The 26,096-nt window shown below is 63.6% G+C and carries 19 protein-coding genes; 9 read left to right on the forward strand and 10 right to left on the reverse strand.

Annotated features, from left to right (window positions below):
* Window positions 1–61: 61 nt before the first annotated feature.
* Complete coding sequence (locus tag ASE52_RS20990; protein ID WP_057228968.1) at window positions 62–733, reverse strand: NUDIX domain-containing protein; 672 nt, start codon at window positions 731–733, stop codon at window positions 62–64.
* A 142-nt stretch (window positions 734–875) separates the two neighbouring features.
* On the opposite strand from ASE52_RS20990, the gene ASE52_RS20995 reads away from it, so the two are divergent.
* The 4 genes from ASE52_RS20995 (at window position 876) to ASE52_RS21010 (ending at window position 5,986) form a co-directional block, all read left to right on the forward strand.
* Window positions 876–1,733, forward strand: a complete 858-nt coding sequence (locus ASE52_RS20995; protein WP_057228970.1) for a hypothetical protein — start codon at window positions 876–878, stop codon at window positions 1,731–1,733.
* A 46-nt stretch (window positions 1,734–1,779) separates the two neighbouring features.
* Complete coding sequence (gene pncB, locus ASE52_RS21000; protein ID WP_010462171.1) at window positions 1,780–2,973, forward strand: nicotinate phosphoribosyltransferase; 1,194 nt, start codon at window positions 1,780–1,782, stop codon at window positions 2,971–2,973.
* A gap of 4 nt (window positions 2,974–2,977) precedes the next feature.
* Entirely contained in the window at window positions 2,978–4,678 is a 1,701-nt protein-coding gene (locus ASE52_RS21005) for an NAD+ synthase (RefSeq protein WP_057228972.1), read from the forward strand.
* Window positions 4,679–4,897: 219 nt separating this feature from the next.
* Entirely contained in the window at window positions 4,898–5,986 is a 1,089-nt protein-coding gene (locus ASE52_RS21010) for a bifunctional nicotinamide-nucleotide adenylyltransferase/Nudix hydroxylase (protein ID WP_057228974.1), read from the forward strand.
* A gap of 130 nt (window positions 5,987–6,116) precedes the next feature.
* On the opposite strand, the gene ASE52_RS21015 is transcribed toward ASE52_RS21010, so the two are convergent.
* From ASE52_RS21015 to ASE52_RS21040, 6 genes are all read right to left on the reverse strand, one after another.
* Window positions 6,117–7,640 carry a methyl-accepting chemotaxis protein gene (locus tag ASE52_RS21015; protein ID WP_057228976.1) on the reverse strand — a complete coding sequence of 508 codons (1,524 nt, stop codon included), beginning with the start codon at window positions 7,638–7,640 and terminating at the stop codon, window positions 6,117–6,119.
* 118 nt (window positions 7,641–7,758) lie between these two features.
* Window positions 7,759–9,015 carry a Zn-dependent hydrolase gene (locus ASE52_RS21020; protein ID WP_057228978.1) on the reverse strand — a complete coding sequence of 419 codons (1,257 nt, stop codon included), beginning with the start codon at window positions 9,013–9,015 and terminating at the stop codon, window positions 7,759–7,761.
* A 27-nt stretch (window positions 9,016–9,042) separates the two neighbouring features.
* Entirely contained in the window at window positions 9,043–10,494 is a 1,452-nt protein-coding gene (hydA, locus tag ASE52_RS21025; RefSeq protein ID WP_057228979.1) for a dihydropyrimidinase, read from the reverse strand.
* A 72-nt stretch (window positions 10,495–10,566) separates the two neighbouring features.
* Window positions 10,567–12,024, reverse strand: a complete 1,458-nt coding sequence (locus ASE52_RS21030) for an NCS1 family nucleobase:cation symporter-1 (RefSeq protein WP_057228981.1) — start codon at window positions 12,022–12,024, stop codon at window positions 10,567–10,569.
* 223 nt (window positions 12,025–12,247) lie between these two features.
* Complete coding sequence (gene preA, locus ASE52_RS21035) at window positions 12,248–13,561, reverse strand: NAD-dependent dihydropyrimidine dehydrogenase subunit PreA (protein ID WP_057228983.1); 1,314 nt, start codon at window positions 13,559–13,561, stop codon at window positions 12,248–12,250.
* A 31-nt stretch (window positions 13,562–13,592) separates the two neighbouring features.
* The gene (locus ASE52_RS21040; RefSeq protein ID WP_057228985.1) at window positions 13,593–14,960 is read right to left on the reverse strand and encodes an NAD(P)-dependent oxidoreductase; all 1,368 of its coding nucleotides are present in this window, start codon (window positions 14,958–14,960) and stop codon (window positions 13,593–13,595) included.
* A 340-nt stretch (window positions 14,961–15,300) separates the two neighbouring features.
* On the opposite strand from ASE52_RS21040, the gene ASE52_RS21045 reads away from it, so the two are divergent.
* Window positions 15,301–15,960: a TetR/AcrR family transcriptional regulator gene (locus ASE52_RS21045; protein ID WP_057228987.1), complete on the forward strand. Its 660-nt coding sequence runs from the start codon at window positions 15,301–15,303 to the stop codon at window positions 15,958–15,960.
* A gap of 202 nt (window positions 15,961–16,162) precedes the next feature.
* Here the strand turns inward: ASE52_RS21045 and ASE52_RS21050 are convergent, their stop codons facing one another.
* Window positions 16,163–17,050, reverse strand: a complete 888-nt coding sequence (locus ASE52_RS21050) for a LysR family transcriptional regulator (protein ID WP_057228990.1) — start codon at window positions 17,048–17,050, stop codon at window positions 16,163–16,165.
* A 102-nt stretch (window positions 17,051–17,152) separates the two neighbouring features.
* Between ASE52_RS21050 and argC the strand changes: the two genes are divergently transcribed.
* The 3 genes from argC to ASE52_RS21065 all read left to right on the forward strand — a co-directional run bounded on the left by argC (window position 17,153) and on the right by ASE52_RS21065 (window position 22,189).
* Window positions 17,153–18,103, forward strand: a complete 951-nt coding sequence (gene argC, locus ASE52_RS21055) for an N-acetyl-gamma-glutamyl-phosphate reductase (RefSeq protein ID WP_057228993.1) — start codon at window positions 17,153–17,155, stop codon at window positions 18,101–18,103.
* A 208-nt stretch (window positions 18,104–18,311) separates the two neighbouring features.
* Window positions 18,312–20,315, forward strand: coding sequence for a tetratricopeptide repeat protein (locus ASE52_RS21060; protein ID WP_057228995.1), 2,004 nt, complete (start codon window positions 18,312–18,314; stop codon window positions 20,313–20,315).
* A 68-nt stretch (window positions 20,316–20,383) separates the two neighbouring features.
* Entirely contained in the window at window positions 20,384–22,189 is a 1,806-nt protein-coding gene (locus tag ASE52_RS21065; protein ID WP_057228997.1) for a glycosyltransferase, read from the forward strand.
* A 48-nt stretch (window positions 22,190–22,237) separates the two neighbouring features.
* Here ASE52_RS21065 and ASE52_RS21070 read toward each other — a convergent pair whose 3' ends face one another.
* Window positions 22,238–22,594: a DUF2304 domain-containing protein gene (locus ASE52_RS21070; protein WP_057228999.1), complete on the reverse strand. Its 357-nt coding sequence runs from the start codon at window positions 22,592–22,594 to the stop codon at window positions 22,238–22,240.
* A 378-nt stretch (window positions 22,595–22,972) separates the two neighbouring features.
* Between ASE52_RS21070 and ASE52_RS21075 the strand changes: the two genes are divergently transcribed.
* Window positions 22,973–23,611, forward strand: a complete 639-nt coding sequence (locus tag ASE52_RS21075; RefSeq protein ID WP_010462201.1) for a class I SAM-dependent methyltransferase — start codon at window positions 22,973–22,975, stop codon at window positions 23,609–23,611.
* Between the two features lie 228 nt (window positions 23,612–23,839).
* On the opposite strand, the gene ASE52_RS21080 is transcribed toward ASE52_RS21075, so the two are convergent.
* Window positions 23,840–26,017 carry a hypothetical protein gene (locus ASE52_RS21080; protein WP_057229001.1) on the reverse strand — a complete coding sequence of 726 codons (2,178 nt, stop codon included), beginning with the start codon at window positions 26,015–26,017 and terminating at the stop codon, window positions 23,840–23,842.
* Window positions 26,018–26,096: the final 79 nt, after the last annotated feature.

The following is a 26,096-nucleotide window of genomic DNA, read 5'->3' on the forward strand; positions in this document are numbered from 1 at the left end:
AGTTTGCGTTTGTGCCAGATTTCCAGGCAGCGGTCCAATAGTTTGTGTGCTGTGCCAACAGCTACAGGCCCCGCGCGCTCAGCGAAAGGTTGCGCCGGTAGGCCGGGCGCACCCGGTACAGCTGCGCGGGCCGGTGGGCGCCGCCGGTCTGCAGCGCGCCAGGCACGGCCTCCAGCATGGCCAGTTCGTCCACCTTGCGGCGAAAGCTCACCTTGTTGATGGGCTCGCCCAGCACGGCTTCATACACGGACTGCAGCTGTGGCAGGGTGAACGGCTCGGCACACAGGTGCACGGGCATGGACGAGTACTGGCTTTTGCTGCGCACGCGAGCCACGGCGGCGTCGACCATGGCGCGGTGGTCGAACGGCAGCGCGGGCAGCTCGGCCACCGGCACCAGTGTGAGGGGCGCCGATGCCAGCAACTCGGGCGGTACAAGGGCGCAGTAGGCCACGGCCATCGACCACCCACGTGGGTCGCGCACCGGGCCCGAGAACGTGGCCAACTGCTCCAGATAGGGGCTTTGCAAACCGGCTTTCTCGCGCAGCACACGGGCGGCGCTGGCCTGGGCATCGGCATCTTCCTGGGCGTGGATATAGCCCCCCGGCAACGCCAGCGCTCCCGCAAACGGAGGCCGCTCGCGCCGCTGCAGCGCGACCTGCAGCACGTCCTGCTGCAGGGTGAGCAAGACCACGTCCACGGTACAGATCACGGCTGGGGTGCTGGTTTCGATCATGGGGCTGAGTTTGTCACAAGGATGACCGAACAGGATATCAACCAACAATCTCTTCTAAAGCAGAAACATGCTTTTGCAACTTAGTTAGTTCATTTTTTTTACTAACAAGATTACACTGGCGTCACCAACAAAGGAGAAGACCATGGCCCGCAACGTCCAGCTTCTGGTGATCGACCCCCAAAACGATTTCTGCGACCTGCCTGTAGCCTGGCAACCCACCGATGTGCTGACCGGCCAGCGCACCACGCCCGCCCTGCCCGTGGCCGGTGCCCATGCCGATATGCAGCGCCTGGCGCAGTTCATCGGCAGCCAGGGCGACCAGTTGGACACCATCACCGTCACGCTCGATTCGCACCAGCGTTTTGACATTGCCCATCCCGGCTTCTGGCAAACCGACACGGGCGCCGAAGTCGCACCCTTCACCCCCATCACCGCTGTCCAGGTGCGCGCAGGCGACTTCACGCCGCGCAACCCCGCTGCCCTGCCCCGCACCCTGCAGTACCTGGACGCACTCGAAGCCCAGGGCCGCTACACGCTGATGGTGTGGCCCGTGCACTGCGAGGTGGGCAGCTGGGGCCATGGCATACACGCCGATGTGCTGGCCGCCTTTGGGGTCTGGCAGCTCCGGCGCCAGCGCGCGGTGCGCAATGTGTTCAAGGGCACCAACCCCTGGACGGAACACTACAGCGCCATCGAGGCCGAGGTGCCCGACGCGGACGACGAAAGCACCGCGCTGAACACCGCCCTGCTGCAGTCGCTGGGCCAGGCCGATGTGCTGCTGATTGCGGGCGAGGCCAGCAGCCACTGCGTGCGCTCGACCACCGAACACATCGTGCGGCACCTGCCCCGCCTGTTGCCCGGCTGGCAAGCCAGCCGCATCGTGCTGCTGACCGATGGCATGAGCCCCGTGGGCGGCTTCGAGGCGCAACACCGGGCGTTTCTGGACGCCATGCGCACAGCCAGTGCACAGCTCGCTAATATGAATGAAATCAGGCTCTAGCGCTTATCCATAAAGCGCTATTAGCTACCAATTTTGGAGCAACACCATGAACCCCGTCATCACCAGCCTGCTCGACACCGACCTCTACAAGTTCACGATGTGGCAGGCGCTGCTGCACCGCCACCCGCAAACCCAAAGCGAATATCGCTTTGTATGCCGCAACACCCCTGCCTACCCGCTGGCCGAGCTGCTGCCCGAGGTGAACGCCGCGCTGGACCACCTGTGCACCCTGCGCTTTACGCAGGGCGAGCTGGCCTACGTGGGCGGACTGCGCTACATCAAGAGCGACTTCGTGGACTTTCTGCGCATCTTCCAGTTCCAGCGCAGCTTCATCAGCGCCTGGGCCGACGGCGAGCAACTGCACATCGTGGCGCGTGGCCCGCAGGTGCATGTGATGGGCTTCGAGATCTTTGTGCTGGCCATCGTCAACGAGCTGTACTTCCGCCGTTTTGACGCGGCCCAGGCCCTCGCCAGCGGCCGCGCACGGCTGGCCGCCAAGGTGTTGCAGCTGCAGGCACTGGCGCAACAGGCCACGCTGCGCCACCCGTTCGAGCTGTTCGACTTTGGCCTGCGCCGCCGCTACAGCGGCGCCTGGCAGCGCGAGGTGGTGCAGACCTTTGCCACACAAACACCGCAGTGGTTCAAGGGCACCAGCAACGTGCTGCTGGCGCGCGACCTGGGCCTGGTGCCCATCGGCACCATGGCGCACGAATACCTGCAGACCTACCAGGCGCTGGGCGTGCGGCTGCGCGACTTTCAAAAGGCCGCGCTCGAAGACTGGGTGCAGGAGTACCGGGGCGACCTGGGCATTGCGCTGACCGACACCGTGGGCATGGACGCCTTTCTGGCCGACTTCGACCTGTACTTCGCCAAGCTGTTCGACGGCCTGCGGCACGACTCAGGCGACCCGGTGGCCTGGGGCGAAAAGGCCCTCGCGCACTACACCCGCCTGCGCATCGACGCGCACACCAAGCGGCTGGTGTTCTCCGATGGCCTCGACCTGGAACGCGCCCTGATGCTGTACCGCCACTTTGGCGACCGCACGCAGCTCGGGTTTGGCATCGGCACGAACCTCACCAACGACATGGGCGCGGACCACAAGCCGCTGAACATCGTGATGAAACTGGTGCGCGCCAACGGGCAGCCCGTGGCCAAGCTGTCGGACACGCCCGGCAAGACGCTGTGCGACGATGAAACCTACCTGGCCTATCTGCGTCAGGTGTTCAACGTGAAGGACTGACACCATGCTCCGCATCACCCTGGCCCAACTCAACTTCACCGTCGGTGACATCGAAGGCAACGTGGCCCGCATGGTAGCCGCCGGGCAGCAGGCGGCGCGCGAACAGGCCGACCTCGTCGTGTTCAGCGAGCTGTCGCTGTGCGGCTACTACCCCGGCGACCTGCTGGAGGAAACCGGCTTTCAGCAACGCATCGAGGCTGGCCTGGCCATGCTGCAGCAAGCCTCCGCCGAGCTTCCGCAACTGCACTGGGTGGTGGGCGCACCCACACCCGCGCGCGGCCCCGGCAAGCGCTTGCACAACAGCCTGCTGGTGCTGCAAGGCGGGGCTGTGCGCCTGCAGTACGCCAAGCAGCTGCTGCCCACGTACAACATCTTTGACGAGCGCCGCCACTTCGAGCCCGGCCCGGACGTGGCCAAGGTGCTGCGTGTGGGCAACGCGCAGGTGGGCCTGCTGATCTGCGAAGACGGCTGGAACGACCACGGCGCCGACTACGCCACCAACCCCTTCGAGCGCATGCGCGATGCCGCGCCCGACCTGGTGGTGAGCATCAACGCCAGCCCCAGCCACACGGGCAAACGCGAGCAGCGCCACCAGATTTTTGGCGACGCCGCACGCCGCCACGGCCTGCCCATCCTGTATGTGAACCAGATTGGCGGGCACGACCAGGTTGTGTACGACGGGGCATCGTTTGCCGCCGAGCCCGAGGCGGGTGTCGTCTTTGAAGCGCAGCGGTTTGTGGAAGACGTGCGCACCCTCCAGTTCGACAACGGGCATTTTCTGAGCGCGGAAGGCGCACGCCCCGCCCCCGTGCCCGCACAGGGCCTGCCCACCATGGACTTCTACCGCCAACAGATCGTGCTGGGCCTGCGCGACTACGCGCGGCGCTGCGGCTTTGCGCAAGTGGTGGTGGGTAGCTCGGGCGGCATCGACAGCGCGCTCACGCTGGCGCTTGCTGTAGAGGCGCTGGGTGCGGACAACGTGGTGGGCATCACCATGCCCTCGCGCTACTCCAGCAGCGGCTCGGTCGATGACTCGGTGGCGCTGTGCCACAACCTGGGGGTGCAGCTGTTCACGCACCCGATTGCCGAATTGGTAACGGGCTACGCGCAGCAGTTTGAAACCAGCTTGGGCAAACCGCTGCAAGGCCTTCCGCTCGAAAATCTTCAGGCGCGCATTCGCGGCACGGTGCTGATGGAATATTCCAACGCCTTCGGCCACCTGCTGCTCACCACCGGCAACAAGTCGGAAATCTCGGTGGGCTACTGCACGCTGTATGGCGACACCAACGGCGGGCTGGGCCTGATTGGCGACCTCTACAAGACGGAGGTGTTTGCCCTCTCGCGCCACGTCAACGAATACGCCGGGCGCGTGCTGATTCCACAGGCCATCATCGACAAGGAACCCTCTGCCGAACTGGCCCCCGGCCAGCGCGATCTGGACAGCCTGCCGCCCTACCCCGTGCTCGACGAAGTGCTCAAGCTGCTCATCGAAGGCGACCGCCTTTCTGCTGCGGAGCACGCGGCGGCCCAGAATTTCGTGGCCCAGCTGCAAACCGACGACGCGGGCCGCGCCCTGGTGCAACGCGTGCGCATGATGGTGGCGCGCAACGAATACAAACGCCGCCAGGCCCCGCCCATCGTGCGCGTGCGGGCCCGGGCCTTTGGCAGCGGGCGGCAGATGCCGATTGCAGCGCGGTATGTGTGAAACGGCTCCACGGTAAAATTACTACCAAAAAGATAGCTGCTAGCGCTTTATGGATAAGCGCTAGCAGCCAAAAATGCTTAGAGCGGCTAACAAAACTCAGCGCAGCGGCCCTGGCCAGGCGTTCCGTCGCAGGCAGTACAAGCGGTACGACAAGACGGAACAACGACGCCAGGGGAGTTTTGTGAGCCGCTCTTAGAACCTGACAACGACTGGAGACACATGGTCGATACCGCTATCTACATCGGGCGTTTTGAACCCGTGCACAACGGCCACATTGCGCTGCTGCAGCGTGCACTCGACAGCGCGCAGAAGGTCATCGTGGTGGTGGGCTCGGCCTGGCAGGCGCGCTCGCCCAAGAACCCCTTCACCTGGCAAGAGCGCGAAGCCATGCTGCTGGGGGCGCTGCCCGAGGCCGACCGCAGCCGCGTGGTCGTGCTGCCCATGCGCGACTACTACAACGAGGCCGTGTGGGTGCAGGCTGTGCACGCAGGCGTGGCGCGTTTGACCACACCGGGTGCGCGCATCGGGCTGGTGGGCCACTTCAAGGACGCCACCAGCGGCTACCTGAGCGCCTTCCCCGGCTGGGAACTGATCCATGTGGAGCGCCAGGGGCCGATTGACGCCACGGCCATCCGCGACGCGTGGTTTGGCGCCAACCCCGACACCGTGCCATCCGCCCTCGCCTCCCTGGCCGACCAGATGCCCGCCAGCACCCTGGCCACGCTGATTCAGTTTGCGCAGACCCCGCACTACCCGGCGCTGCAGCAGGAGTGGCAGATGCTGCGCGGCTACCGCCAGGCCTGGGCCGCCGCACCCTATCCACCGGTATTCGTGACGGTGGACGCCGTGCTGCGCTGCCGCGACCACGTGCTGCTGATCCGCCGCGCCCACGCCCCCGGCAAGGGCCAGCTGGCCGTGCCCGGCGGCTTCATCGAACAGCGCGAAACCGCGTGGCAGTCATGCCTGCGCGAGCTGGTGGAAGAAACCCATTGCCACCTGCCCGAGGCCACCATGCGCGCCGCGCTGCAGTGCGTGGCGGTGTTCGACCACCCCGACCGCAGCCAGCGTGGACGCACGCTGACCCACGCGCATTACTTTGATCTGGGCGACGCACCATTCCCCACCGTGCAGGCCGACGACGACGCGCTGCAAGTGCAGTGGACCCCCATCGACCAGCTGGCGGCGATGGAAGAGGAATTCTTTGAAGACCACTTCCACATGCTGGACCACTTCCTGGGGCTGACGGGCGCATTGAAGCCCAGCGAACAGCGCAGCAAGGTGAAGGTCGGCAACGGGCTTAGCGGCTAAAACTGGCGCTGCCCAGACCAGTGCCCCCGTGCAAGGGCCGCCCCGCCGCACCGGGGGCGTCCCCCTCCGCATTGCGCAGCAATGCCAGAGAGGGGGAAGGCGCGAAGCGACTCAGGGGGTGCTTACTTACTCACGCCACCCGGAACTGCCCCACCGTCTGCGACAGCGTCACCGCCTGCTGACTGAGCGACTGCGCGGCGGCCAGGGCTTCTTCGACCAGCGCCGCGTTCTGTTGCGTGCTCTGGTCCATCTGCGAGATGGCCTGGTTCACCTGGGCAATGCCCGCGCTTTGCTCGCCGCTGGCAGCGCTGATCTCGGCCACCATGGTGGTCACGCTTTTCACCCCCGCCACCACCTCGCTCATGGTGGCGCCGGCCTGCTCCACGAGTTGTGTGCCCACACCCACCTTGGCCACGGAGTCGTCGATCAGGCCCTTGATCTCCTTGGCAGCGGCTGCGCTGCGCTGCGCCAGGCTGCGCACTTCGCTGGCCACCACGGCAAAACCCCGGCCCTGTTCGCCCGCGCGGGCCGCTTCCACCGCGGCATTGAGCGCCAGGATGTTGGTCTGAAACGCAATGCCGTCGATGACGCTGATGATGTCCACGATCTTGCGCGATGACTGGTCGATGGAGCCCATGGTGCCGACCACCTGCTGCACCACATCGCCGCCGCGCACTGCCATGTCCGAGGCGGCGCGCGCCAGTTCGTCGGCCCGCTTGGCGTTGGCGGCGTTCTGCTGCACGGTGGAGGTGAGCTGCTCCATCGAGGCCGCCGTCTCCTGCAGTGCGCTGGCCTGCGATTCGGTGCGGGCCGACAGGTCGCCGTTGCCCGCTGCAATTTCGGACGAGGCCGTGGTGATGGAGTCGGTGCTGTCGCGCACCTGGGTCACGAGGTGCGAAAGGTTGTCACGCATGGCGCGGATGGCGTGCAGGATGCTGGTGGTATCGCCGGGCAATGTCTGCACGTCCACTGCCAGGTTGCCTTCAGCGATCTGCGTCACCACATCGGCCGCGTATTGGGGCTCGCCGCCGAGCTGGTGCACCAGCATGCGCAGCATCTGCCAGGCCATCAACGCGATCACCAGCATCAGCGCCGCGCCGATGGACAGCAGGATCGCGGTGTTGCGCCAGAAGGCGTTTTCGATGTCGTCCACATAGTCGCCAAAACCGATGATCCAGTCCCAGGGCTCGAACTTGATGATGGCGTAGAGCTTGTCCACCGGCTCCTTGGCACCGGGGCGCGTGCCGGGCGCGGTGACCGTGCCCACCGTCACGCCCTGCAGTGCTGCGCGGTAACGCACGCCCGCTTCCTTGCCGCCCTTTTCATCGACGATGCCGATGCGCTTGGGGTTGGGGTGCACGTAGTTCACGTCGTTGGTGAACCCACGGACAAAGAAATATTTGTCCTTGTCCACAAAACTGCCGATGGTGCGGGTCGCTTCCTTGATGGCATCTTCGCGCGACAGAGCGCCGCTCTTTTCCTGCTCGTGCGCTTTTTGCGCGGCGGCATGGGCCAGCACCACCAGGTTGGAGAGCTGCGCCGTGCGCTCTTTCATCATCGATTGATAGAGCGTAGTCAGCGCCACGGCCGACAGCACCACCAAGCCCAAGAGGGTGGCGGCACACAGCCACAGGATGCGGGTTTTGAGTTTCATGGCCTGTCCTCTTCTCGGAATACGGAATTAAAAGTAACCAGAAGATACAACGAGGACCATGTCCTGTGGGCAGGATGGTCTAAATCGAAGGGCGCGCAGCCCCGTGGGCCGCGCTCGATCAGGTGCCTGCGCGCTCCAGCATCGCGTGCAGCAGCACGTTGCAACCCGCCGTGATGTGCTCGGGCTTGGCGTCTTCGATCTCGTTGTGGCTGATGCCGTCCTTGCAGGGGATGAAGATCATGCCGCTGGGCGCGAGCTTGGCCATGTAGACGGCGTCGTGCCCCGCGCCCGAGACGGCGGGCATGTGGCTGTAGCCCAGCTTGGCCGTGGCGCGGGCCACGGCCTCCACGCATTCGCTGTGGAACACCTGCGCCGGGTAGCTGGACACCATCTCGATATGCACCTGCACGCCGTGCTCCTGCGCCACCTGGTGGGCCCGCGCCTTCACTTCTGCGGCCATCTGGTCCACGAGTTCGTCCGTGCTGTTGCGCAGGTCGATGCTGAACTTGACCCGGCCGGGGATGACGTTGCGGCTGTTGGGGAAGACCTGCACCATGCCCACGGTGCCGCGCCCATGCGGCGGATGGCGGTGGGCGGCAGCCACCACGTCCTGCATGATGTGGGTGGCGGCCAGCAGGGCGTCCTTGCGCAGGGCCATGGGCGTGGGGCCTGCGTGGGCTTCCATGCCGGTGACGGTGCAGTCAAACCAGCGGATGCCCAGCACGCCGCTGACCACGCCGATGGTCTTGTCGTTGTCTTCCAGCACGGGGCCCTGCTCGATGTGGGTCTCGAAGTAAGCGCCGATGGGATGATCGCCCGGCTCCTGATCGCCGATGTAGCCGATGCGCTCGAGCTCGCCCTTCACCGTCTTGCCCTCGGTGTCGGTGGCGGCGTAGGCGTGCTCCAGCGTGAAGGCCTTGGCGAACACGCCCGAGCCCATCATCACCGGCACGAAGCGCGAGCCCTCTTCGTTCGTCCAGAAGGCCACTTCGATCGGCGCCTCGGTTTCGATGCCGTGGTCATTGAGCGTGCGCACCACCTCGATGCCCGCCAGCACACCGTAGTTGCCGTCGAACTTGCCGCCGGTGGGCTGGGTGTCGATGTGGCTGCCGGTCATGATGGGTGGCAGGCTGTTGTTGCGCCCGGGGCGGCGCATGAAGCCGTTGCCAATCTTGTCGATGGTGACGCTCATGCCGGCCTCGCGCGCCCAGCGGGTGACGAGGTCGCGGCCCTGCTTGTCCAGGTCGGTGAGTGTGAGGCGGCACACGCCGCCCTTGGGCGTGGCGCCGATCTGCGCCAACTCCATCAGCGATGCCCACAGGCGGTCGCCGTTGATGCGCAGGTTTTCGATGTTGGGTTTGACTTTGGTGTCCATGATGTTCTCCGTGATGGCGTTCGTTCTTCAGCGAGCGACCGCAGTGGGGGCCAGATCGTGGGCGCGCTTTTGCACGGCCTGGAAGTTGCTGCCAAACGCGGGGCGCTTGATGTACCGGCCCTTGCCCTGCTCTGCGCGCAGGTCGCCATTGGCAAACACCACGCGGCCCTGGCTCACGGTGTGGCTGGGAATGCCGCGCACCGTGCGGCCTTCAAAAATGTTGAAGTCGCCCTTGCTGAACTGCGTTTTGGCCGAGAAGGTCTTGGTGCCTTCAGGGTCCCACAGCACCAGGTCGGCGTCGGCGCCCTCACCGATGAAGCCCTTGCGCGGGTAGATGTTGAACAGCTTGGCGCAGTTGGCCGAGGTGATGGCCACGAACTCGCTGGGCGTGAGGCGCCCGGTGTTCACGCCGCCGTCCCAGAGCGCAGCCATGCGCTCTTCCACGCCGCCCGTGCCGTTGGGAATTTTTGCGAAGTTCTCCTTGCCCATGGCCTTTTGCGCGGCGCAGAAGGTGCAGTGGTCTGTCGCCGTGGTGTGCAGCTGGCCCGATTGCAGGCCGCGCCACAGCGCCTCCTGGTGGCCCTTGGGGCGGAAGGGCGGGCTCATCACATGGGCGGCGGCCTTGGCAAAGTCAGGGTCACGGTACACGCTGTCGTCCACCAGCAGGTGGCCCGCCAGCACCTCGCCGTACACACGCTGGCCACGCGCCCGGGCGCGGGCAATGGCGTCGGCCGACTCCATGCAGCTCACATGCACCACGTAGATGGGCACGCCCAGCACGTCGGCAATCGCGATGGCGCGGTTGGCAGCCTCTGCCTCGACCATGGGCGGGCGCGACAGCGGGTGCCCTTCGGGGCCGGTGATGCCCATCTTGGCGACCTCTTGCTGCAGCAGGTACACCAGCTCGCCGTTTTCGGCATGCACCGTGGGCATGGCGCCCAGCTCCAGCGCGCGCTTGAAGCTGTTCACCAGGGTTTCGTCGTCGCACATGATGGCGTTCTTGTAGGCCATGAAGTGCTTGAAGCTGTTCACGCCCTCCTGTTGCACCAGCGTGCCCATGTCGGCGCGAACCTGCTCGCTCCACCAGGTGATGGCGACATGGAAGCTGTAGTCGGCCGCCGACTTCTCGGCCCAGCCGCGCCACTTGCGGTAGGCATCGAGGATGGGCTCCTGCGGGTCGGGGATCACAAAGTCGATGATGCTGGTGGTACCACCGGCCAAGCCTGCGGCCGTGCCCGTGAAGAAGTCGTCCATGGTGACCGTGCCCATGAACGGCAGCTGCATGTGCGTGTGCGGGTCGATGCCGCCGGGCAGCACATATTGCCCGCTGGCGTCAAGCACCTGCGCCCCCGCAGGCGCCTGGACCGCAGCCCCCTCCCCCACGGCCACGATGCGGCCATCGACACACAGCACATCGGCGCGCTGCTCACGATCGGCGTTGACCACGGTTCCACCGCGGATCACAAGGGCTTGGGTCATGGGGGTCTCCTTCAGGGATACAGATCAAAAAAAGGGCCCTGCACTGGCACCAGGCCCAGGCAGGGCCAGAGGTCATTTTTTCTTGGCGGTCAGGTAGTAATAGGTACCGGCCACGGCCAGGCTGAAGAACCAGCCCGAATCGAACAGCGTGAGCCAGATAGCGGGCATGCCCGCCTTGTCCACCACGCCCGACACCGCCAGATAGCCTGGCAGGCAAGGCAGCACGCCCAGTGCAAAGGCGATGAGCGCGTGCAGGTTCCAGCCATTGCTGTACTCGTACTCGCCACCCCGGCGGTACAGGTCTTCCACCTTCAGCTCGCTCTTGCGCACCAGGTAATAGTCCACCAGCAAAATGCCCGCGATGGCGCCCAGCAGCGTGCCGTAGCCGCCCAGCCAGGTGAAGAGGTAGCCGCCCGATGTGGCCAGGATCTTCCAGGGCATGAACACGAGCCCGATCAGCGCAGCAATGACGCCGCCCATGCGGAAGCTGATCTTGGAGGGCGCGATCTGGCTGAAATCGTACGAAGGCGACACCAGGTTGGCGGCCACGTTGGTCGTCAGGTTGGCCAGAAGGATCACCAGCAGGCCCAGGCCCGCGGCCACGCTGCCCATCTGGGTCAGCAGGCCATCAGGGAACAACTGCGCCTTGCCGTACAGGATGGCCGACGCCGAGAAACCGATGACCCCGACCATGGAGAACAGCGCCATGGGCAGCGGCAGGCCGATGGCCTGGCCCATGACCTGGTCCTTTTGCGACTTGGCGAAGCGCGTGAAATCCGGGATGTTGAGTGCCAGCGTGGCCCAGAAGCCCACCAGCCCCGTGAGTGCCGCCCAGGTCTTGGGCCCGCCTTCCACCACCTTGGCGGGCAGATTGAAGAGCTGGCCCGATGGCACCTTCATCATCAGCACCACAACGAACAGCACCGAGGCGCCAATCATCAGCGGCGCGGCAATCACTTCCAGCAGGCGGATGGACTCCGGCCCCTTCCAGATGAAGTAGATGTGCACCGCCCAGAACGCGAGGAAACACATGAACTGCGAGGTGCTGATGGTCTCCCCAGCGGCTGGCCCTGCGAGGTTCATGCCCACGATGTTCAAGAAGCCATGCAGCGCGAGTGCGCCGAAGTAGCAGTTGATGGAGAACCAGCCACACGCCACCAGGCCGCGCAGCACGGCCGGCAGGTTGGCGCCCTTCACACCAAACGAAGCACGCGCCAGCACCGGAAACGGCACGCCATATTTGGGCCCCACGCGGCCGATGAGCACCATCGGAACCAGCACGATGCAATTGGCCAGGAACACGAGCCACACCGCCATCTGCCAGGTGAAGCCCTGGTCCAGCATGGAACTGGCCATGGTGTAGGTGGGCACACACACCACCATGCCCACCCAGAGTGCGGCGAAGTCTTTCCAGGTCCAGTGCCGCTGCGCGGCGGTGGTGGGGAGCAAATCTTCATTGGCGAGCGTGTTGGAGGCTCCGCCGGGCATTAGCCCCGCCACGTGGGCAGCGCTGCCGGTACTGTTGGTCATGCCTGTACTCCTGTCAAAGACTTCGTTGGGGTTGCACACAACCCACCGTCTGGTCCGGCGCCCTCACGCTGGCAGATGGCGGGCAAAGGGAAGCGAGCGATGCTAGAGAGGACGCAAGAACTGCACCAGATGCAGTGCAGCATGCGTTGCAAATCAGCACCACGACGGGGGCATCCAGAACGTCTTGCATGGCCTGCAATGGAAGCACGCATCGGGTGCAGGATCAGGCCGTTGCAGACACGCGCTGCGGATTGTTGGGGTGCGTGGTCCAGTTGGCGTATTCACCGGTGACCTGCTTGCCCGTGCGCACATCGACTTCGCCCGGTTCCAGGGCGCGCATGGTGATGCACTCGGGCACGGGACAGATCGACACACAGAGGTTGCAGCCCACACACTCGGCCTCGTTGATCTCGAACTTGCGCACGCCACCCTCTTTGGTGAAGGTGATGGCCTGGTGCGAGGTGTCTTCACACACCACATGGCAGCGGCCACACTGGATGCAGGCATCCTGGTTGATGACGGCTTTCTCGATGTGGTTGAGGTTGAGGTTCTTCCAGTCCTTCACCGTGGGCACGGCCTGGCCCTTGAAGTCGTCAATCGTGGCGTAGCCATGCTCGTCCATGAAGTTGGACAGGCCATCGCACATGTCTTGCACGATCTTGAAGCCATACACCATCGCCGCCGTGCACACCTGCACCGTGCCGCAGCCCAGCGCAATGTACTCGGCCGCATCGCGCCAGGTGGTGATGCCGCCAATGCCGCTGATGGGTAGGCCGGCGGTCTGCACATCGCGCGCGATCTCAGCCACCATGTTGAGCGCAATGGGCTTGACGGCCGGTCCGCAGTAGCCACCGTGCGAACCCCAGCCGTCGGTGCTCGGACTCATCACCATGCGGTCCAGGTCCACACCCATGATGGAGTTGATGGTGTTGATGAGCGACACGGCATCGGCCCCGCCCGCCTTGGCGGCGCGTGCGGGCTGGCGCACGTCGGTGATGTTGGGCGTGAGCTTCACGATCACGGGCAGCTTGCTGTAGTGCTTGCACCAGGCCGTGACCATCTGGATGTACTCGGGCACCTGGCCGACGGCCGCGCCCATGCCACGCTCGCTCATGCCATGCGGGCAACCGAAGTTGAGTTCGATGCCGTCAGCGCCGGTGTCTTCCACGAGCGGCAGGATGTTCTTCCAGCTCTGCTCCTCGCAAGGCACCATGAGCGAAACGATCATGGCGCGGTCGGGCCAGTTGCGTTTGACGCGCTTGATCTCTTCGAGGTTGGTGTGCAGCGGCCGGTCAGTGATCAGCTCAATGTTGTTCAGGCCAATCACCCGGCGGTCTTGCGACATCAGCGTGGAGTAGCGCGGCCCGTTGACGTTGACCACCGCCGGGTCTTCGCCCAGCGTCTTCCACACCACGCCACCCCAGCCGGCTTCGAAGGCGCGGGTGACGTTGATCTCTTTGTCGGTGGGCGGTGCGGAGGCCAGCCAGAAGGGGTTGGGGCTTTGAATGCCCAGAAAATTGCTGCGAATGTCTGCCATGGGGTGCTCCCGTGAGTTGCAGTTGACGACGTCAGGCCACGAGTGCCACGGGCACGCTCAGCGCTTGATGAATGGAGACAGCGGCGACCTTGCCGTGCTCCACCGCCTCCACCGTGAGGTCGCGGCCACCCACGCGGCAGTCGCCTCCGGCCCAGACACGCGCCAGGCTGGTGCGGCCCTCCAGGTCCGTCACAATGCGCCCGGCTTCCAGCGCGATGGAGGCACCCACCGGCTCGGCCACAAAGGTCTGGCCGATGGCCTTGAGCACCATGTCGGCCTCCAGCGAGAAGGTCTCGCCGGTTTCCACCAGCTTGCCGCCACTCAGCGCCGTGGCGGCAAAACGCACGCCCTTGACAACACCGCCTTCGCTCAGCACCTCTTTCGGTGCAGCCCAGTGGCGGATGGTCACACCATTCGTCTGCGCCCACTGCTGCTCCACAGCGGACGCCGACATGGCCTCTGCGCCGCGACGGTAGACGATGGTCACCTCTTCGGCGCCCAGCTTGCGCGACTGCACGGCGGCATCCACCGCCGTCATGCCGCCACCAATCACCACCACGCGGCGGCCCACGGGCAGGGTCGAGAGGTCGGCGCTCTGGCGCAGCTCGGCGATGAAGTCCACCGCATTGCGCAGGCCGGTGGCCGTGGGTTCGGCCACGCCCAGCGCATTCACGCCTTGCAGGCCCAGGCCCAGGAACACCGCGTCGTACGCGCCCAGCAGGCTGTCGAGCGTGATGTCACGGCCCAGCTGCTGGCCGGTGCGCACCTCGATGCCGCCGATGGACAGCAGCCACTCCACTTCCTTCTGCGCGAAGTTGTTGGTGGTCTTGTAGCTGGCCAGGCCGTATTCATTCAGGCCGCCCAGCTTGGGGCGCGCCTCGAACAGCACCACGTCATGGCCGCGCACGGCCAGGCCATGCGCGCAGGCCAGGCCTGCAGGCCCGGCGCCCACCACGGCCACGCGCTTGCCGGTGGCGGCCGCGCGCTGGAACAGGGGCGCGCTAGGCTGGGCAAAGAAGGCGTCGGTGGCGTAGCGCTGCAGTGAGCCGATCTCCACCGGCTTGTCTTCGTTGGTGTTGCGCACGCAGGCCTGCTCGCAGAGCACCTCGGTGGGGCACACCCGCGCGCACATGCCGCCCAGCGGGTTCGCCTCCAGGATGGCGCGGGCAGCACCCCGGTTGTTCTCCTGTGCGATGCGGTGGATGAACGAAGGGATGTCGATGCCCGTGGGGCAGGCGGTGGCGCAGGGCGCATCGTGGCAGTAGTAGCAGCGCTCGGCCTCGATCAAGGCCTGGGGTTTGGTGAGCGGCGGGTGCGCATCACTGAAGTTGGCAGCGTAGTCGGCCAGGTTCAGGCGTGCAGCATGAATGCCGCAGGCACGGCTTGCGGGTGTTTCCATCAGTTTTCCTCCGGAAGGGTCGGGGTGGGGATCTGGGCGCGCGCTGGCGCCTTGCAGTGCCCGCAGCTCATGGGGCCGGGGCCAGCCAATGCGGCGCCAGCGCAGATGCTGGCGCCCGCAAACTTCGGAGGTTTCATCGTGGGCCTCGCTGTAGGATTCAGGTGCCCACTGCTTTGGTGCAGCGGTGCCCTGTGTGGTGGGTCAATTTACCAACCCGTAAAAATTTACCAATTGGTAAAATCCCTAGAGCAAACCCCGTGCCAGTCAAATCGCCACAAATCCCCGCCCCACGCCAGCGAATTGCCAGTTTTTGGCCCCTGGCTTGTTCCACAATGGTGCGATGACCGACGCCCGCCCGTCCCCCGCAGACACTGCCCCCCGCGCCCCCACCGCCTCGCGCCTGCTCAAGGAACAGAGCATCCTCACCGAAGCCGAGAACCACTTTGCGCAATTCGGCTTCGAAGGTGCTTCGCTGGAGAACATTGCCGCAGCCATTGGCATCAGCCGCCACAACCTGTTGTATTACTTCACCAGCAAAGAGGCGCTGTACCAGCGTGTGCTCGACGATGTGCTGACCCAGTGGCTGGCGGGCATGGAAGACCTCTCGCACAGCGACGACCCCCAGCAGGCGCTGCGGCGCTATATCCGCGCCAAGCTGCAGTATTCGCGCACGCGCCCCCAGGGCGCCAAGGTATTCACCAAAGAGGTGATTGCCGGTGCACCACGCTATGGCAAAGCCATCATCGAGCGCGTAGGCCCGCTGCTCAAGACCGAGGTGCGCACCTTCGAGCGCTGGGCGCGCGAAGGCCGCATCGCCAAGGTGAATTTCATGCACCTGATGTTCATCATCTGGTCGGTCACGCAGGCCTACGCCGAGCAGGAAGCCCAGTTCGCCCTGCTGCTGGGCAAACCGGCGCTGACCGAACGCGACTACGACAAGGCCGAGGAGTTGATCGTGCGCATGGTGCTGAGCGCGCTGGCGCCGGACAACGCCATCTGAATCGCGGGAGCGCTGCGATGCAGAGCAGCCATTGGCGGCTTGGACCGATGAACGGCCTGCACCGCCCTGATTTACTACTATATTGATAGCTATCAGCGCTTTACGGGCAAGCGCCAAAGTACATTTTTATTGTTATTTTTGCTGATCTCCTGTCTTGTGCAGCGTTGCGTGCAAGACAGCGGACACAGGCTGCAACCCCGCCCTACCCCTGCTTTTGCTGCCACAGCACGTCCAGCACATGCTGGGTGGCCCGCTCCACAGGGCCTGCGCGGTGCGCGATACCCAGAGGCCGCCACAGCCGGGGCTGCAGCGGCAGCATGCGGATGCGCGGGTCCAGTGGCGCAGCGGTGGAAGCCTCTTGGGGCAGCAGCGTTGCACCATAGCCTGCCGCCACCAGGCTCTTGATCGCGTCGTTGTAGTTCAGCTGGATGCGCGCCTTGGGGTGCTCGCCAGCCAGCGCAAACCACTCGCTGGTCAGCCTTGACAGGCTGGTGCCGTCGTCGTTTAGGATCAGCGGCTGGCCCGCCAGCCAGCGGGGCGTGGCCCTTGCGGGCAAAGGCCATGAGGACGGCACAAACGCCATGACCGGGTCGCGCCGCCACGGCAGCACCGCCACGCCAGGCGTTGCCGCTTGCGGCAGGGCCACCAGGCCCACATCCAGTGCCCCATTGGCCAGCCGCGACATGGTTTCCTGCGAGGTGAGCACCGCCACCTGCACGTCAATGCCGGGGTGGTGCTTACCCAATGCCTCCAGGGCCAGGGGCAACAGATGGGCAATGGCGCCCGTGGAGGCGCCCAGACGCACACGCCCCGCCAACCCCTGCACCTGGCGCTGCACGAGGTCCATCGCTTCGTCGGCATCTGCCAGTAGGCGCCGGGCGCGTTCAACCAGCAACTCGCCCACGCCGGATGGCCGGACCTCGCCCCGCTTGCGCACCAGCAATGGCGCACCGATGTGGGCCTCCAGGTCCGCGATGTGCAGGCTCACCGTGGGCGGCGCCAGGTGCAGCATGCGCGCGGCTTCTGCGAAGGAGCCCAGGTCGGCAATGGTGACAAGGGTGCGCAGCCGGTCAAGATTGAGTTCGCGCATGACGTTCAGTAAACCTGATTCTGATGTTTGTGAAATTCAACTTTTCAAAGTTTAGACCGGGACCGAAGATTCCACATCCCCTCCATTGCAGGAACCCGCCCCATGACCACCCCACCCCTTGTCTTCATCGATGGCGACCAAGGCACCACCGGTTTGCAGATCCACGAACGCCTGCGTGGCCGCACGGATCTGCAGCTGCTGACCCTGCCCGAGGCCGAACGCAAGAACGCCACCCACCGCGCCGAGGCCATCAACAGCTGCGATATCGCCATCCTGTGCCTGCCCGATGCCCCCGCCCGCGAGGCCGCGGCCGCCATCGTCAACCCCGCCGTGCGCGTGATCGACGCCAGCTCGGCGCACCGTACGGACCCGCAGTGGGTGTATGGCTTTCCGGAGATGGGCACAGAACAGGCCGCACGCATTGCGGGCGCTAGGCGGGTCAGCAACCCAGGCTGCTACCCCACGGGCGCCATCGCCCTGCTCCGACCCCTGGTGCAGGCGGGCCTGGTGCCCGCCGACCATCCCATCACCATCCATGCGGTATCGGGATATTCGGGTGGCGGACGGGCCCGCGTGGACGAACATGAAGGCCCGAACTCGGCCAACACCCCAGCCTTCCAGCTCTACGGCCTGGGACTGGAACACAAACACACCCCGGAAATCGCCTTGCATGCCGGGCTGTCGCAGCGCCCGTTCTTTCTTCCGGCCTATGGTTCGTTCCGCCAGGGGATTGCGCTCACCATTCCGCTCCTGCTGCGCCAGCTACCCGCAGGCACCACCGGAGAGCGCTTGCACGCTTGCCTGGTCCAGCACTTTCTCGGTGCAGCCCATGTCGAGGTCCTGGGCCTCGCGCAAGTACAAGACACCCAGCATCTGGACCCGCAGGCCCTCAACGGCACCAACCAGATGCAGCTGGGCGTTTTCAGCAACGCCCGCCATGGCCAGGTGCTGCTGACTGCCGTGTTCGACAACCTGGGCAAGGGGGCCTCGGGCGCGGCTGTTCAGAACCTGGATCTGATGATTGGCCGCGGTCATCAAACCGCCCGGTTGTAGCCTCCTGCCACACAGGGGGCACAGCAAGACGAGTACACCCAAAGCGGCCCGCGCAGGAGTTTCCTGCAGCGCGGGCACCCCCACCAAGTCATTGTTTTTGCGGACTTTTTCACAGACTGTGACGTTTTTTGGTCTGCTACACTGCCTTCGCGCTAGAGCCTCCCCAACCGGGGACGGCTCTCCCCCACATTCCCCCCGACGCCCTTCCATGGCTCAATCCGGCAAAGCACCCTACTTTTTCGCCCTGATTTTGTTGTTGGCCGTGTTGGGCGTGTATGTGCCTGGATTGAGCAATGAGCTGCTGTTTGACGATATACGGCTCACGGAAGGCACGATCTTTGGCAACTACGGCAGCCTGCTGGAGTTCAAGCAACGCATGGTCTCCTATGGCAGCTTCGTCTGGGTAGACCAGATCGCAGGCGCCGGTTGGTGGAAGCAGCGCATCGTCAATATCGCCTTGCACCTGGGCGTGGTGGCTGCGATGTATGCGTTCTTCAAAGCGCTGATGGCCAGCACGCGTTTCCCACAGGACATCGAGGAACAGGCGCACTTCGCGTCGTCGCAAAGGGCGGCATTGCAGGTTGGGGTGGCGCTGTTTGCGCTCCACCCCATGGCGGTGTACGCCGTCGGCTATCTGGTGCAACGGTCCATCCTCATGGCGACCCTGTTCGCCGTGCTGGCATGCTGGGCCTTTGTGCGTGGGCTGCAAACCAAGCGAGTGGCCTGGTACGCAGGCGCGCTGCTGAGCTACCTGCTGGCCGTGCTGTCCAAGGAGCATGCGGTGATGACCGCCGCAGCAGCAGTTCCCCTGTATGTCTACGTGTGCCGTCCGGGCGGCAAGCGCACCGCCACCGTGGTAATTGGTGCCTTGCTGCTGCTTGCGCTGGCGGTGGGATCCCTGCTTCACTTCCGCGGCGACCTGGTGGGGCGGCTTTTTGACGCCCAATCCATCGCGTTCGCAGAGCAACTTGAAGCCATGCGTCCCGGCATCACCGGTCAGATCTATCCGCTGAGCATTCTGAACCAGGCTGCGCTCTTCTTCGCCTACGGATTGCTGTGGGTGCTGCCCTATGTCGGGTGGATGTCGATCGACCTGCGCCCAGCTTTCCCTTTGGGCTTGGCATCCCCCTGGCAACTTGTAGGCGCCTTGGGATACGTCGCACTGTTGTCAGGTTGTATTTGGCTGGTTTTGCGACGCACCGGCGCGCTGGGCCTGGCCGCGCTGTGTCTGCTGCTTCCGATGCTGTGGTTTGCCACGGAGTTCGCCACCGTCTGGATCCAAGACCCCTTTGTTCTGTACCGCAGCTACCTCTGGGCCGTCGCGCTGCCAGGCCTGCTGGCAATTGCACTCACAGGCTTCAAGCCCCGCACGATCTACGTGGCTGGCGTGATCCTGGGGCTGGTGTTCGGTGCGCTGGCCTTGGAGCGCAACCTGTCGCTGCGGGATGAAAGCACGGCCTGGACCGACGCGGCCGAGAAAATCGATCTCAAGGCCCCTGCCAACGCCGTGGGCCGCAGCCGACCCTTCATGAACCTGGGCGCCTACCACTTGCGCAGGGGGTTCCCCGACCAGGCTGAACGCGCGTTTGCAACCGCTGCCGCTTTCGGCGACCGGGGCGAACTGGGCCGCAGCACACGCCTCAATGTCGGAGTCGTCCTGCAGCAGCAAAAGAAGCATGCCGAAGCCTTGAAGGCCTTTGCCGCCGCCGAGGCCCTGGGTTACTCAGACTTGCCCTTGTACTACCACCGCGGCGAGTCCCAGTTTGCGCTCAACCAGTTCGCGCCCGCCTTTGAGAGCTTCACGATCGCGCTGCAAAAAGTCGCCCAAGACAAGAACAACCAGAGCACCGAACCCACCATTCGCCTGCGGCGGGCCGAAGCGGCCCTTGCGGTTCAGCAGTTTGACGAAGCCACCACCGAATTCCGAACGCTGCTCAAGACCGATGCCCACAACCCGCGTTTCGTCCAAGGCCTGGCCATGGCCTTGCTGGGCAACGGGGATGGCAAGCAGGCCACCGCGCTGCTGGAGGCGCTGGTAGCGCAAAAACCGAGCGCTGCGGCGTACTACGCCCGCGCGATGGTCTACCACAGCACGGGGCGCATTCCAGAGGCACAAAAGGATTTGGACCAGGCCATCCAGCTGGACCCACGCAATCCCCAATACCGGCAAGTGCGCGAAAAAATCGCGGGCATGCCTGCAGCTAAACGCTAGCACTTCGCAGGCACATGGCGCTCAGGGTCTTGCACGTCGGCAAATTCTTTCCTCCGTACCACGGAGGCATGGAAGTTTTTCTGGCCGATCTGATTCATGAACAGCGGCGCCAGGGCCTGGATGCCCATGCATTGGTGCACGGCGATCCCCTGCCTGATGACCCCCCATGGTTGCAGCGGGTGCCAGTGCAGTTCAGCGTGGTCTACGCGCCCATCGCACTCGGATTTCGGAAAGCATTGGGTCGGGCCATTCAGCGCATCCAGCCTGATGTCCTGCACCTGCACATGCCCAACAACTCCGTTTTCTGGGCGCTCACCCTGCCGCAGGCGCGCGACATTCCGTGGGTGGTGCACTGGCATTCCGACGTGGTGGTGTCACGCATCCGCACGGCAGTTGCCATCGCCTACCGCCTTTACAGGCCCTTCGAACAAGCGGTACTCAGCCAGGCGGCGCGGGTCATTGCCACATCTGCGCCGTACCTGGAAGCCAGCGAACCACTTCGAAAATGGCGGGACAAATGCGATGTAGTTCCCCTGGGCCTGGACTGCACCACCCCTGCACCCTCCGGCGAGATAAAACCGTTAAAGGCCTGGGCAGCCGAAGGTGGCGGCGCGCTGCGCCTGTTGTCGATCGGGCGCCTCACCTACTACAAAGGTTTTGAAACCCTGGTCCGCGCTGTGGCGGGCCAGCCGGGGCTGGAGTTGTTGATCGTGGGGGAAGGCGACTCCCGTCAGGAACTGGAGGCCCTCATTGCCACCCACACCCGATCCGGCGAACAGCCCAATGTGCGCCTCCTGGGGAACGTGGGTGACGACGAGAAACATGCGCTGCTCAGAAGTTGCGACGTCTTCTGCCTGGCTTCGCGCGAGCGGACCGAGGCCTTCGGCATGGTGTTGCTGGAAGCCATGCACCACGCCCGGCCTTGCATCGTGAGCGACTTACCTGGATCGGGCATGCCCTGGGTCGTTTCGCAGGCAGGTGCTGGCTTGCGTGTTTCCCTGGAGAGCGATATCTCGGGCTGGCGGGCAGCCTTCAAGCACATGCAAGACCAGCCCGGACAACGTGCCGAATTTGGTGCCGCTGGACAGCGCTCCCTGCACAGGTACTTCTCCATCGCGGCCAGCGCCCAAGCGCTTGCGACCCGGTACACCCTGGCGGCCCCAGAGGCGGCAAGGCCGGCTCGGGGCAAAGACCTTCTGGTGGTGATCCCCGCACGCAACGAAGCCAGCACCATTGGCAGCGTGCTGCAGCATTTGCATGCCGCAGGCTGGCACGATGTACTCGTCATCAATGACCAGAGCACGGACGATACGTCCGCCATTGCCAGCGCGGCGGGTGCCTGCGTGTTGAATCCTGTGCTCCCCATGGGTGCATGGGGGGGCATGCAGGCGGGCATTCGCTATGCGCTGCTGCACGGCTACCAGGCCGTCATTACCATGGACGCCGATGGGCAGCATGAGGTCAACGAGATTCCTGTTTTGCTGCGGGCGCGGGAGCAGGCCGATCTGGTCATAGGAGCGTACCCAGAGCGCGCCAGCCGTACACGGCAACTGGCCTGGAACTGGTTTCGCCACCTGGCCGGTTTTGACTTGCGCGACCTTACCTCGGGATTCAGGCTCTACAACGCCGATGCCATGCAGGTCCTGGCATCGCGTGAAGCCACCTTGTTGGACTACCAGGACCTGGGTGCGCTGCTGATGGTGCGCCGCGCCGGGCTGCGTATTGCCGAGGTGCCCGTTTCCATGAATCTGCGCGCAGTCGGCAAGTCGCGGATTTTCAACTCATGGTTCAGTGTGGCCAAGTACATGGCAGCCACCACGCTGCTGTGCCTGGCACAGTGGCAAGTGCGTCGGGCACGCCGCGCTAGTCCCTGAGTCTCAGAAGTATTCCCCAAGCCACGCACCGACAAATGCGCGTGAAAGCTAGCCGAGACGATTTTCTCGCAAAGCAGTTTTATCGGCTTCCAAAATGGCTAGCCGCTGGTTGAGGCGCCGCACATCCCTTTCTACTCGGGTATTGACAATGTCTGTGTGCAGCGTTTTCACGAGAACGATCACCACCGCCACCAGCAAAAGCAGAGCTGGCGGATAACTGATACCTACAACCACAGCGAGACGGTCAATCAACCCTGGCCAAACTCCCAGAACTGCTGCAGCCCCCGCCACAAGAATCCAGAATAGACCGTGCAAAAGATAAAGGTGATCGCGCCGCACTAGCAGCAAAATGACGGCGGCAAGGCCGATGCCCAGCAAGGTGGTCGTGATTTGAAGTGGCGCCATGTTGGGGTATTTACAGAAAACCAGTTACACACAGGCGCCCTCGCGCCAATCCCCTCGCCTCGCGCCATGGAACTGGAGCACTGACGGGCCTGAGATGAGGATGATTCTAACGTTGCACATGCGCAGGCTCGGTCCGCGTCCGTGCTACAGCGAATACATAGCAGACAAGCTTCTATTTGAATAAATCGGTCGTGTAGCACCACTCATCCCGAGCGTTTGTGTGCGTTGCCCGACTTTAGGTGTTTGAATTCCACGCGGCTGTCTTGCACCGATTGGGAATGATGCCCAGGTATAGTTCCATGCGACGGTCTGCTGTTGATCCAGCATGCGGGCTAGGATCAATGACAACGTAGTGCAAAACTATATGAAGGTCTGTGAATGTCAGAAGTGAGATCTGGTCTGCGACATCTGCTGGCCACGCCCGTGCTCTATAACATTTTTCAGAATATTGTCGGCGCGAACGCCTGGCGGCGGGAGGCGGTGGGCCGTGCGTTGGCGACTGTCACAAAAGATGCCAAGCATCGTGTGCGCGTGCTCGACATTGGATGCGGCACCGGGGATGTTCTGTCCTACCTTCCGGCGAATGTCGACTACGTGGGCTTTGACCGGAACGCCGCCTATATTGCCAGCGCGCAGGAGCGATTTCGGGAGCGCAGCGCACGATTTGTGTGCGATGAGCTGACGGTTGACTATGACTCACAGGAATCGGAATTCGAAATCATTCTTGCACTCGGTCTGCTCCATCATCTGGATGACTCAACGGCCGAGAGTCTTTTTCGCACGGCCAAGCAACGATTGAGGCCCAGCGGTTTTCTGCTGACGCTGGATCCCCTATACGCACTTGGGCAATCGAAAATCGCGCGCTACATCATCTCGAAGGATCGCGGCACCCACACTCGAACCGAAATGGAATACTGCGAATTGGCGCGGCGTGTCTTCAATCATGTGACGTGCGACGTAGACCAAGACCCTCTGCGCATTCCATATACCGGGGTCGTGATGAGATGCGCCATATAAGGCGATGGCTGACGCTGCTCACAAACCGGGCATCGCGAGGGTAACTATCGAGGTTTCAGCGCAATAGGATGACGACATCAGCACGCGACGCACGATGTGCACCAGGCTCACCTGCGGAGCGAGCTTGAGTACCTTGACCACTCAATGCGCAGCACAACTTGCGCATCGTCCGGTATTTTGCAATTGACCGTGCCCGACGTGGGTAGGCTGACGCACCACCCACCATCGTTATAGAACTCCGCATCCGCCCGCGCCCACAGAGGTCTCTGCCGCGAGGGGCGCCACCACCACACGGTCCAACTTAATTGACACGCCGTAGTAATCTGTTGCTACGTCGGACTCAAAAACCATCACGTTCGAACCCTGCTTGAGCACACCTGCGGGAACTATGGCCCTACCTTCTAAACCCTGCTGGGTCATTGGCAACTGAACACCGTTGACCGACAGAACGAGGCTCCTCAGTACCGACTCTCTAGCTATCGCAGCCAGTCGAAAACGAAGCAGATAACTATCATCCTTGGGCAACAGTTCGAAGTACAAGCTACCCCGCTCACCGGTCTTCCAGGCGGCCGACGTCTTGCGCAACCCGGACACTTCCCACTCCGCTTCACGCCACCCACTCCCACGTATCGGAAGATCTAGGCTCCATACATCCCCAAAGTCCCAGCGATAGCAGTCACGCACACGGTGAGCCGACTGCCATAACAGCCCTGTGAGCGGCCACCGTACCTCGTACAGGCCGGTGGGATTCGCAGGATCCTGCCTGCTGCCAGACGCATACGGTAGGTTTGAAATTCCGCTGGAATCCAGAACCATTTCCTGGCCTACATCTAGGGTTACGGTGGTAGACACTGGCCACCGGACCACCCTGCGCGGCTCGCTGGATACGGGAAGACCAGGACCACTGGCCAGGGGCGCAGCCTCGAAAACCCATTGTCCATCGGCAACATAACAGTGCCCAGTGCGACCTAATCCATCTCGCCGCATCCATTCGCCAGCGGGCTGACGACAGATCTCCAGAGGTCCCGTCGGATGTCCAATGACGTACGACAAGGCAGAGCCCAAATTCTCGGGAAGGAACATCCATGTGTGACCCAGACTGTTGCTATGGTCTCGGACTACGACGGGGGGAGCGCCTTCGCGCCGGCCATATTGGCTGGCGACCTCTCCCAGCAGCCTGCGTTGGATATCTGATAGGTCCTGGTAATGACTGAACTGATGCAACTGGAAGGTCAGTCCAAGAAAGACTGCTGGAAACGACATCAACAACATCACCTTCCGATTGTGGGCGACCACGAAGGCCAGCACGCCCACCCAGAGGAGTGCCGCACCGGGGCTGGCAGCCAAAAAAGTGCGCTGGTTGATCGACAGGTGAGGCAATGAAAGCAAATAGGGAAAATAGCCTGCCAGTGCCATGGCACCACCCATCAGCATCAGTCTGAAGGCTTGCACAGATCGAAGCCCTCCAACGGGGTGGCTGGCCGGCAAGCACATGCCCACTGCCGCAGCCAGGAGCAACAGCGTACATACAGCCAGATAGATCTGGTTGGACATTGGCTGGTCCATCGCCAGCCGGAATGCCTCGACCCAGCCTCCCCAAACCGCATGCAGCGCGCCAACAGTGAAGAGCTTCGGCCAAGTCACGGCAAGCAGTCCTAGAACACTGCCGCCTCCCACCAAGTTGCCCTGATAGCTGCTGCCGCTACTGACGCTAGCGAGATACACGCCATATAGACCGAGACCGATGCTAAAGAGGAGCCATACCCAGGATTTGCGCCGGGCGATGGTCAAAACGCCAACAGCGCCCCGCTGAACGAAGAAGTAGCCGGGTACCAAGAGAAGCAGAGCCAAGGCTGCTTCGTACATTGCAATGCCGCCAACAGTCAATATGGCGGCGACCACAGCCAGCGCACCTTGGACGAACCTACCTACCTCTCGTTCCAGGGCCTCAATAAGCGCACACGCTCCCAACATTGCCAAAGTGATGGCCCAGACAATGTGCAGGCTCCTCAACGACACATGCATCGTGTCCGCCGGGTAAAGGATGCACAACAGTACCGCCGCCGCCCCCAGCGTCCTAGATTGCGACAGGCGCCATACCAGCCAGCCCCCCATCGCCCCCTTGAGCAAAAGAGCGAGTATTAACAACATGTGCCATGGAACGAAAGAATGCGAGCTCAGTTGATTCGCCAAACCGGGAATCAGAAAGGTAAGGGGTCGCATCGCCAGGCTGGGCAGAAGGCCCTCCCGACCAGATAGGTAGAAGTGGCCATGCTTGGCGTAGAGGCCCAACAATCCCCACTCTTCGATCAAGCCTCCCATTTCGAAACCGAAGGGTAGCCAAATAGCCGTGACAACCAGCCCCGCCAACAGGAAACAAGCGGCAACATAGGAAAACCTGGACATCTAGCAACCTTCTGTCAGCAAACAACTAAAGCCATATTCACAGGCTCCGCAGAATGAGTGTTGTGCAGGCGTTCCAGCA

This window comes from Acidovorax sp. Root275, from assembly GCF_001428965.1.
Classification (GTDB): Bacteria; Pseudomonadota; Gammaproteobacteria; order Burkholderiales; family Burkholderiaceae_C; genus Acidovorax; species Acidovorax radicis.

Coding starts and splice junctions, on each gene's coding strand:
- ASE52_RS20990 (WP_057228968.1), bottom strand. CDS start 733: ATGATCGAAACCAGCACCCCAGCCGTGATCTGTACCGTGGACGTGGTC.
- ASE52_RS20995 (WP_057228970.1), top strand. CDS start 876: ATGGCCCGCAACGTCCAGCTTCTGGTGATCGACCCCCAAAACGATTTC.
- pncB (WP_010462171.1), top strand. CDS start 1,780: ATGAACCCCGTCATCACCAGCCTGCTCGACACCGACCTCTACAAGTTC.
- ASE52_RS21005 (WP_057228972.1), top strand. CDS start 2,978: ATGCTCCGCATCACCCTGGCCCAACTCAACTTCACCGTCGGTGACATC.
- ASE52_RS21010 (WP_057228974.1), top strand. CDS start 4,898: ATGGTCGATACCGCTATCTACATCGGGCGTTTTGAACCCGTGCACAAC.
- ASE52_RS21015 (WP_057228976.1), bottom strand. CDS start 7,640: ATGAAACTCAAAACCCGCATCCTGTGGCTGTGTGCCGCCACCCTCTTG.
- ASE52_RS21020 (WP_057228978.1), bottom strand. CDS start 9,015: ATGGACACCAAAGTCAAACCCAACATCGAAAACCTGCGCATCAACGGC.
- hydA (WP_057228979.1), bottom strand. CDS start 10,494: ATGACCCAAGCCCTTGTGATCCGCGGTGGAACCGTGGTCAACGCCGAT.
- ASE52_RS21030 (WP_057228981.1), bottom strand. CDS start 12,024: ATGACCAACAGTACCGGCAGCGCTGCCCACGTGGCGGGGCTAATGCCC.
- preA (WP_057228983.1), bottom strand. CDS start 13,561: ATGGCAGACATTCGCAGCAATTTTCTGGGCATTCAAAGCCCCAACCCC.
- ASE52_RS21040 (WP_057228985.1), bottom strand. CDS start 14,960: ATGGAAACACCCGCAAGCCGTGCCTGCGGCATTCATGCTGCACGCCTG.
- ASE52_RS21045 (WP_057228987.1), top strand. CDS start 15,301: ATGACCGACGCCCGCCCGTCCCCCGCAGACACTGCCCCCCGCGCCCCC.
- ASE52_RS21050 (WP_057228990.1), bottom strand. CDS start 17,050: ATGCGCGAACTCAATCTTGACCGGCTGCGCACCCTTGTCACCATTGCC.
- argC (WP_057228993.1), top strand. CDS start 17,153: ATGACCACCCCACCCCTTGTCTTCATCGATGGCGACCAAGGCACCACC.
- ASE52_RS21060 (WP_057228995.1), top strand. CDS start 18,312: ATGGCTCAATCCGGCAAAGCACCCTACTTTTTCGCCCTGATTTTGTTG.
- ASE52_RS21065 (WP_057228997.1), top strand. CDS start 20,384: ATGGAAGTTTTTCTGGCCGATCTGATTCATGAACAGCGGCGCCAGGGC.
- ASE52_RS21070 (WP_057228999.1), bottom strand. CDS start 22,594: ATGGCGCCACTTCAAATCACGACCACCTTGCTGGGCATCGGCCTTGCC.
- ASE52_RS21075 (WP_010462201.1), top strand. CDS start 22,973: ATGTCAGAAGTGAGATCTGGTCTGCGACATCTGCTGGCCACGCCCGTG.
- ASE52_RS21080 (WP_057229001.1), bottom strand. CDS start 26,017: ATGTCCAGGTTTTCCTATGTTGCCGCTTGTTTCCTGTTGGCGGGGCTG.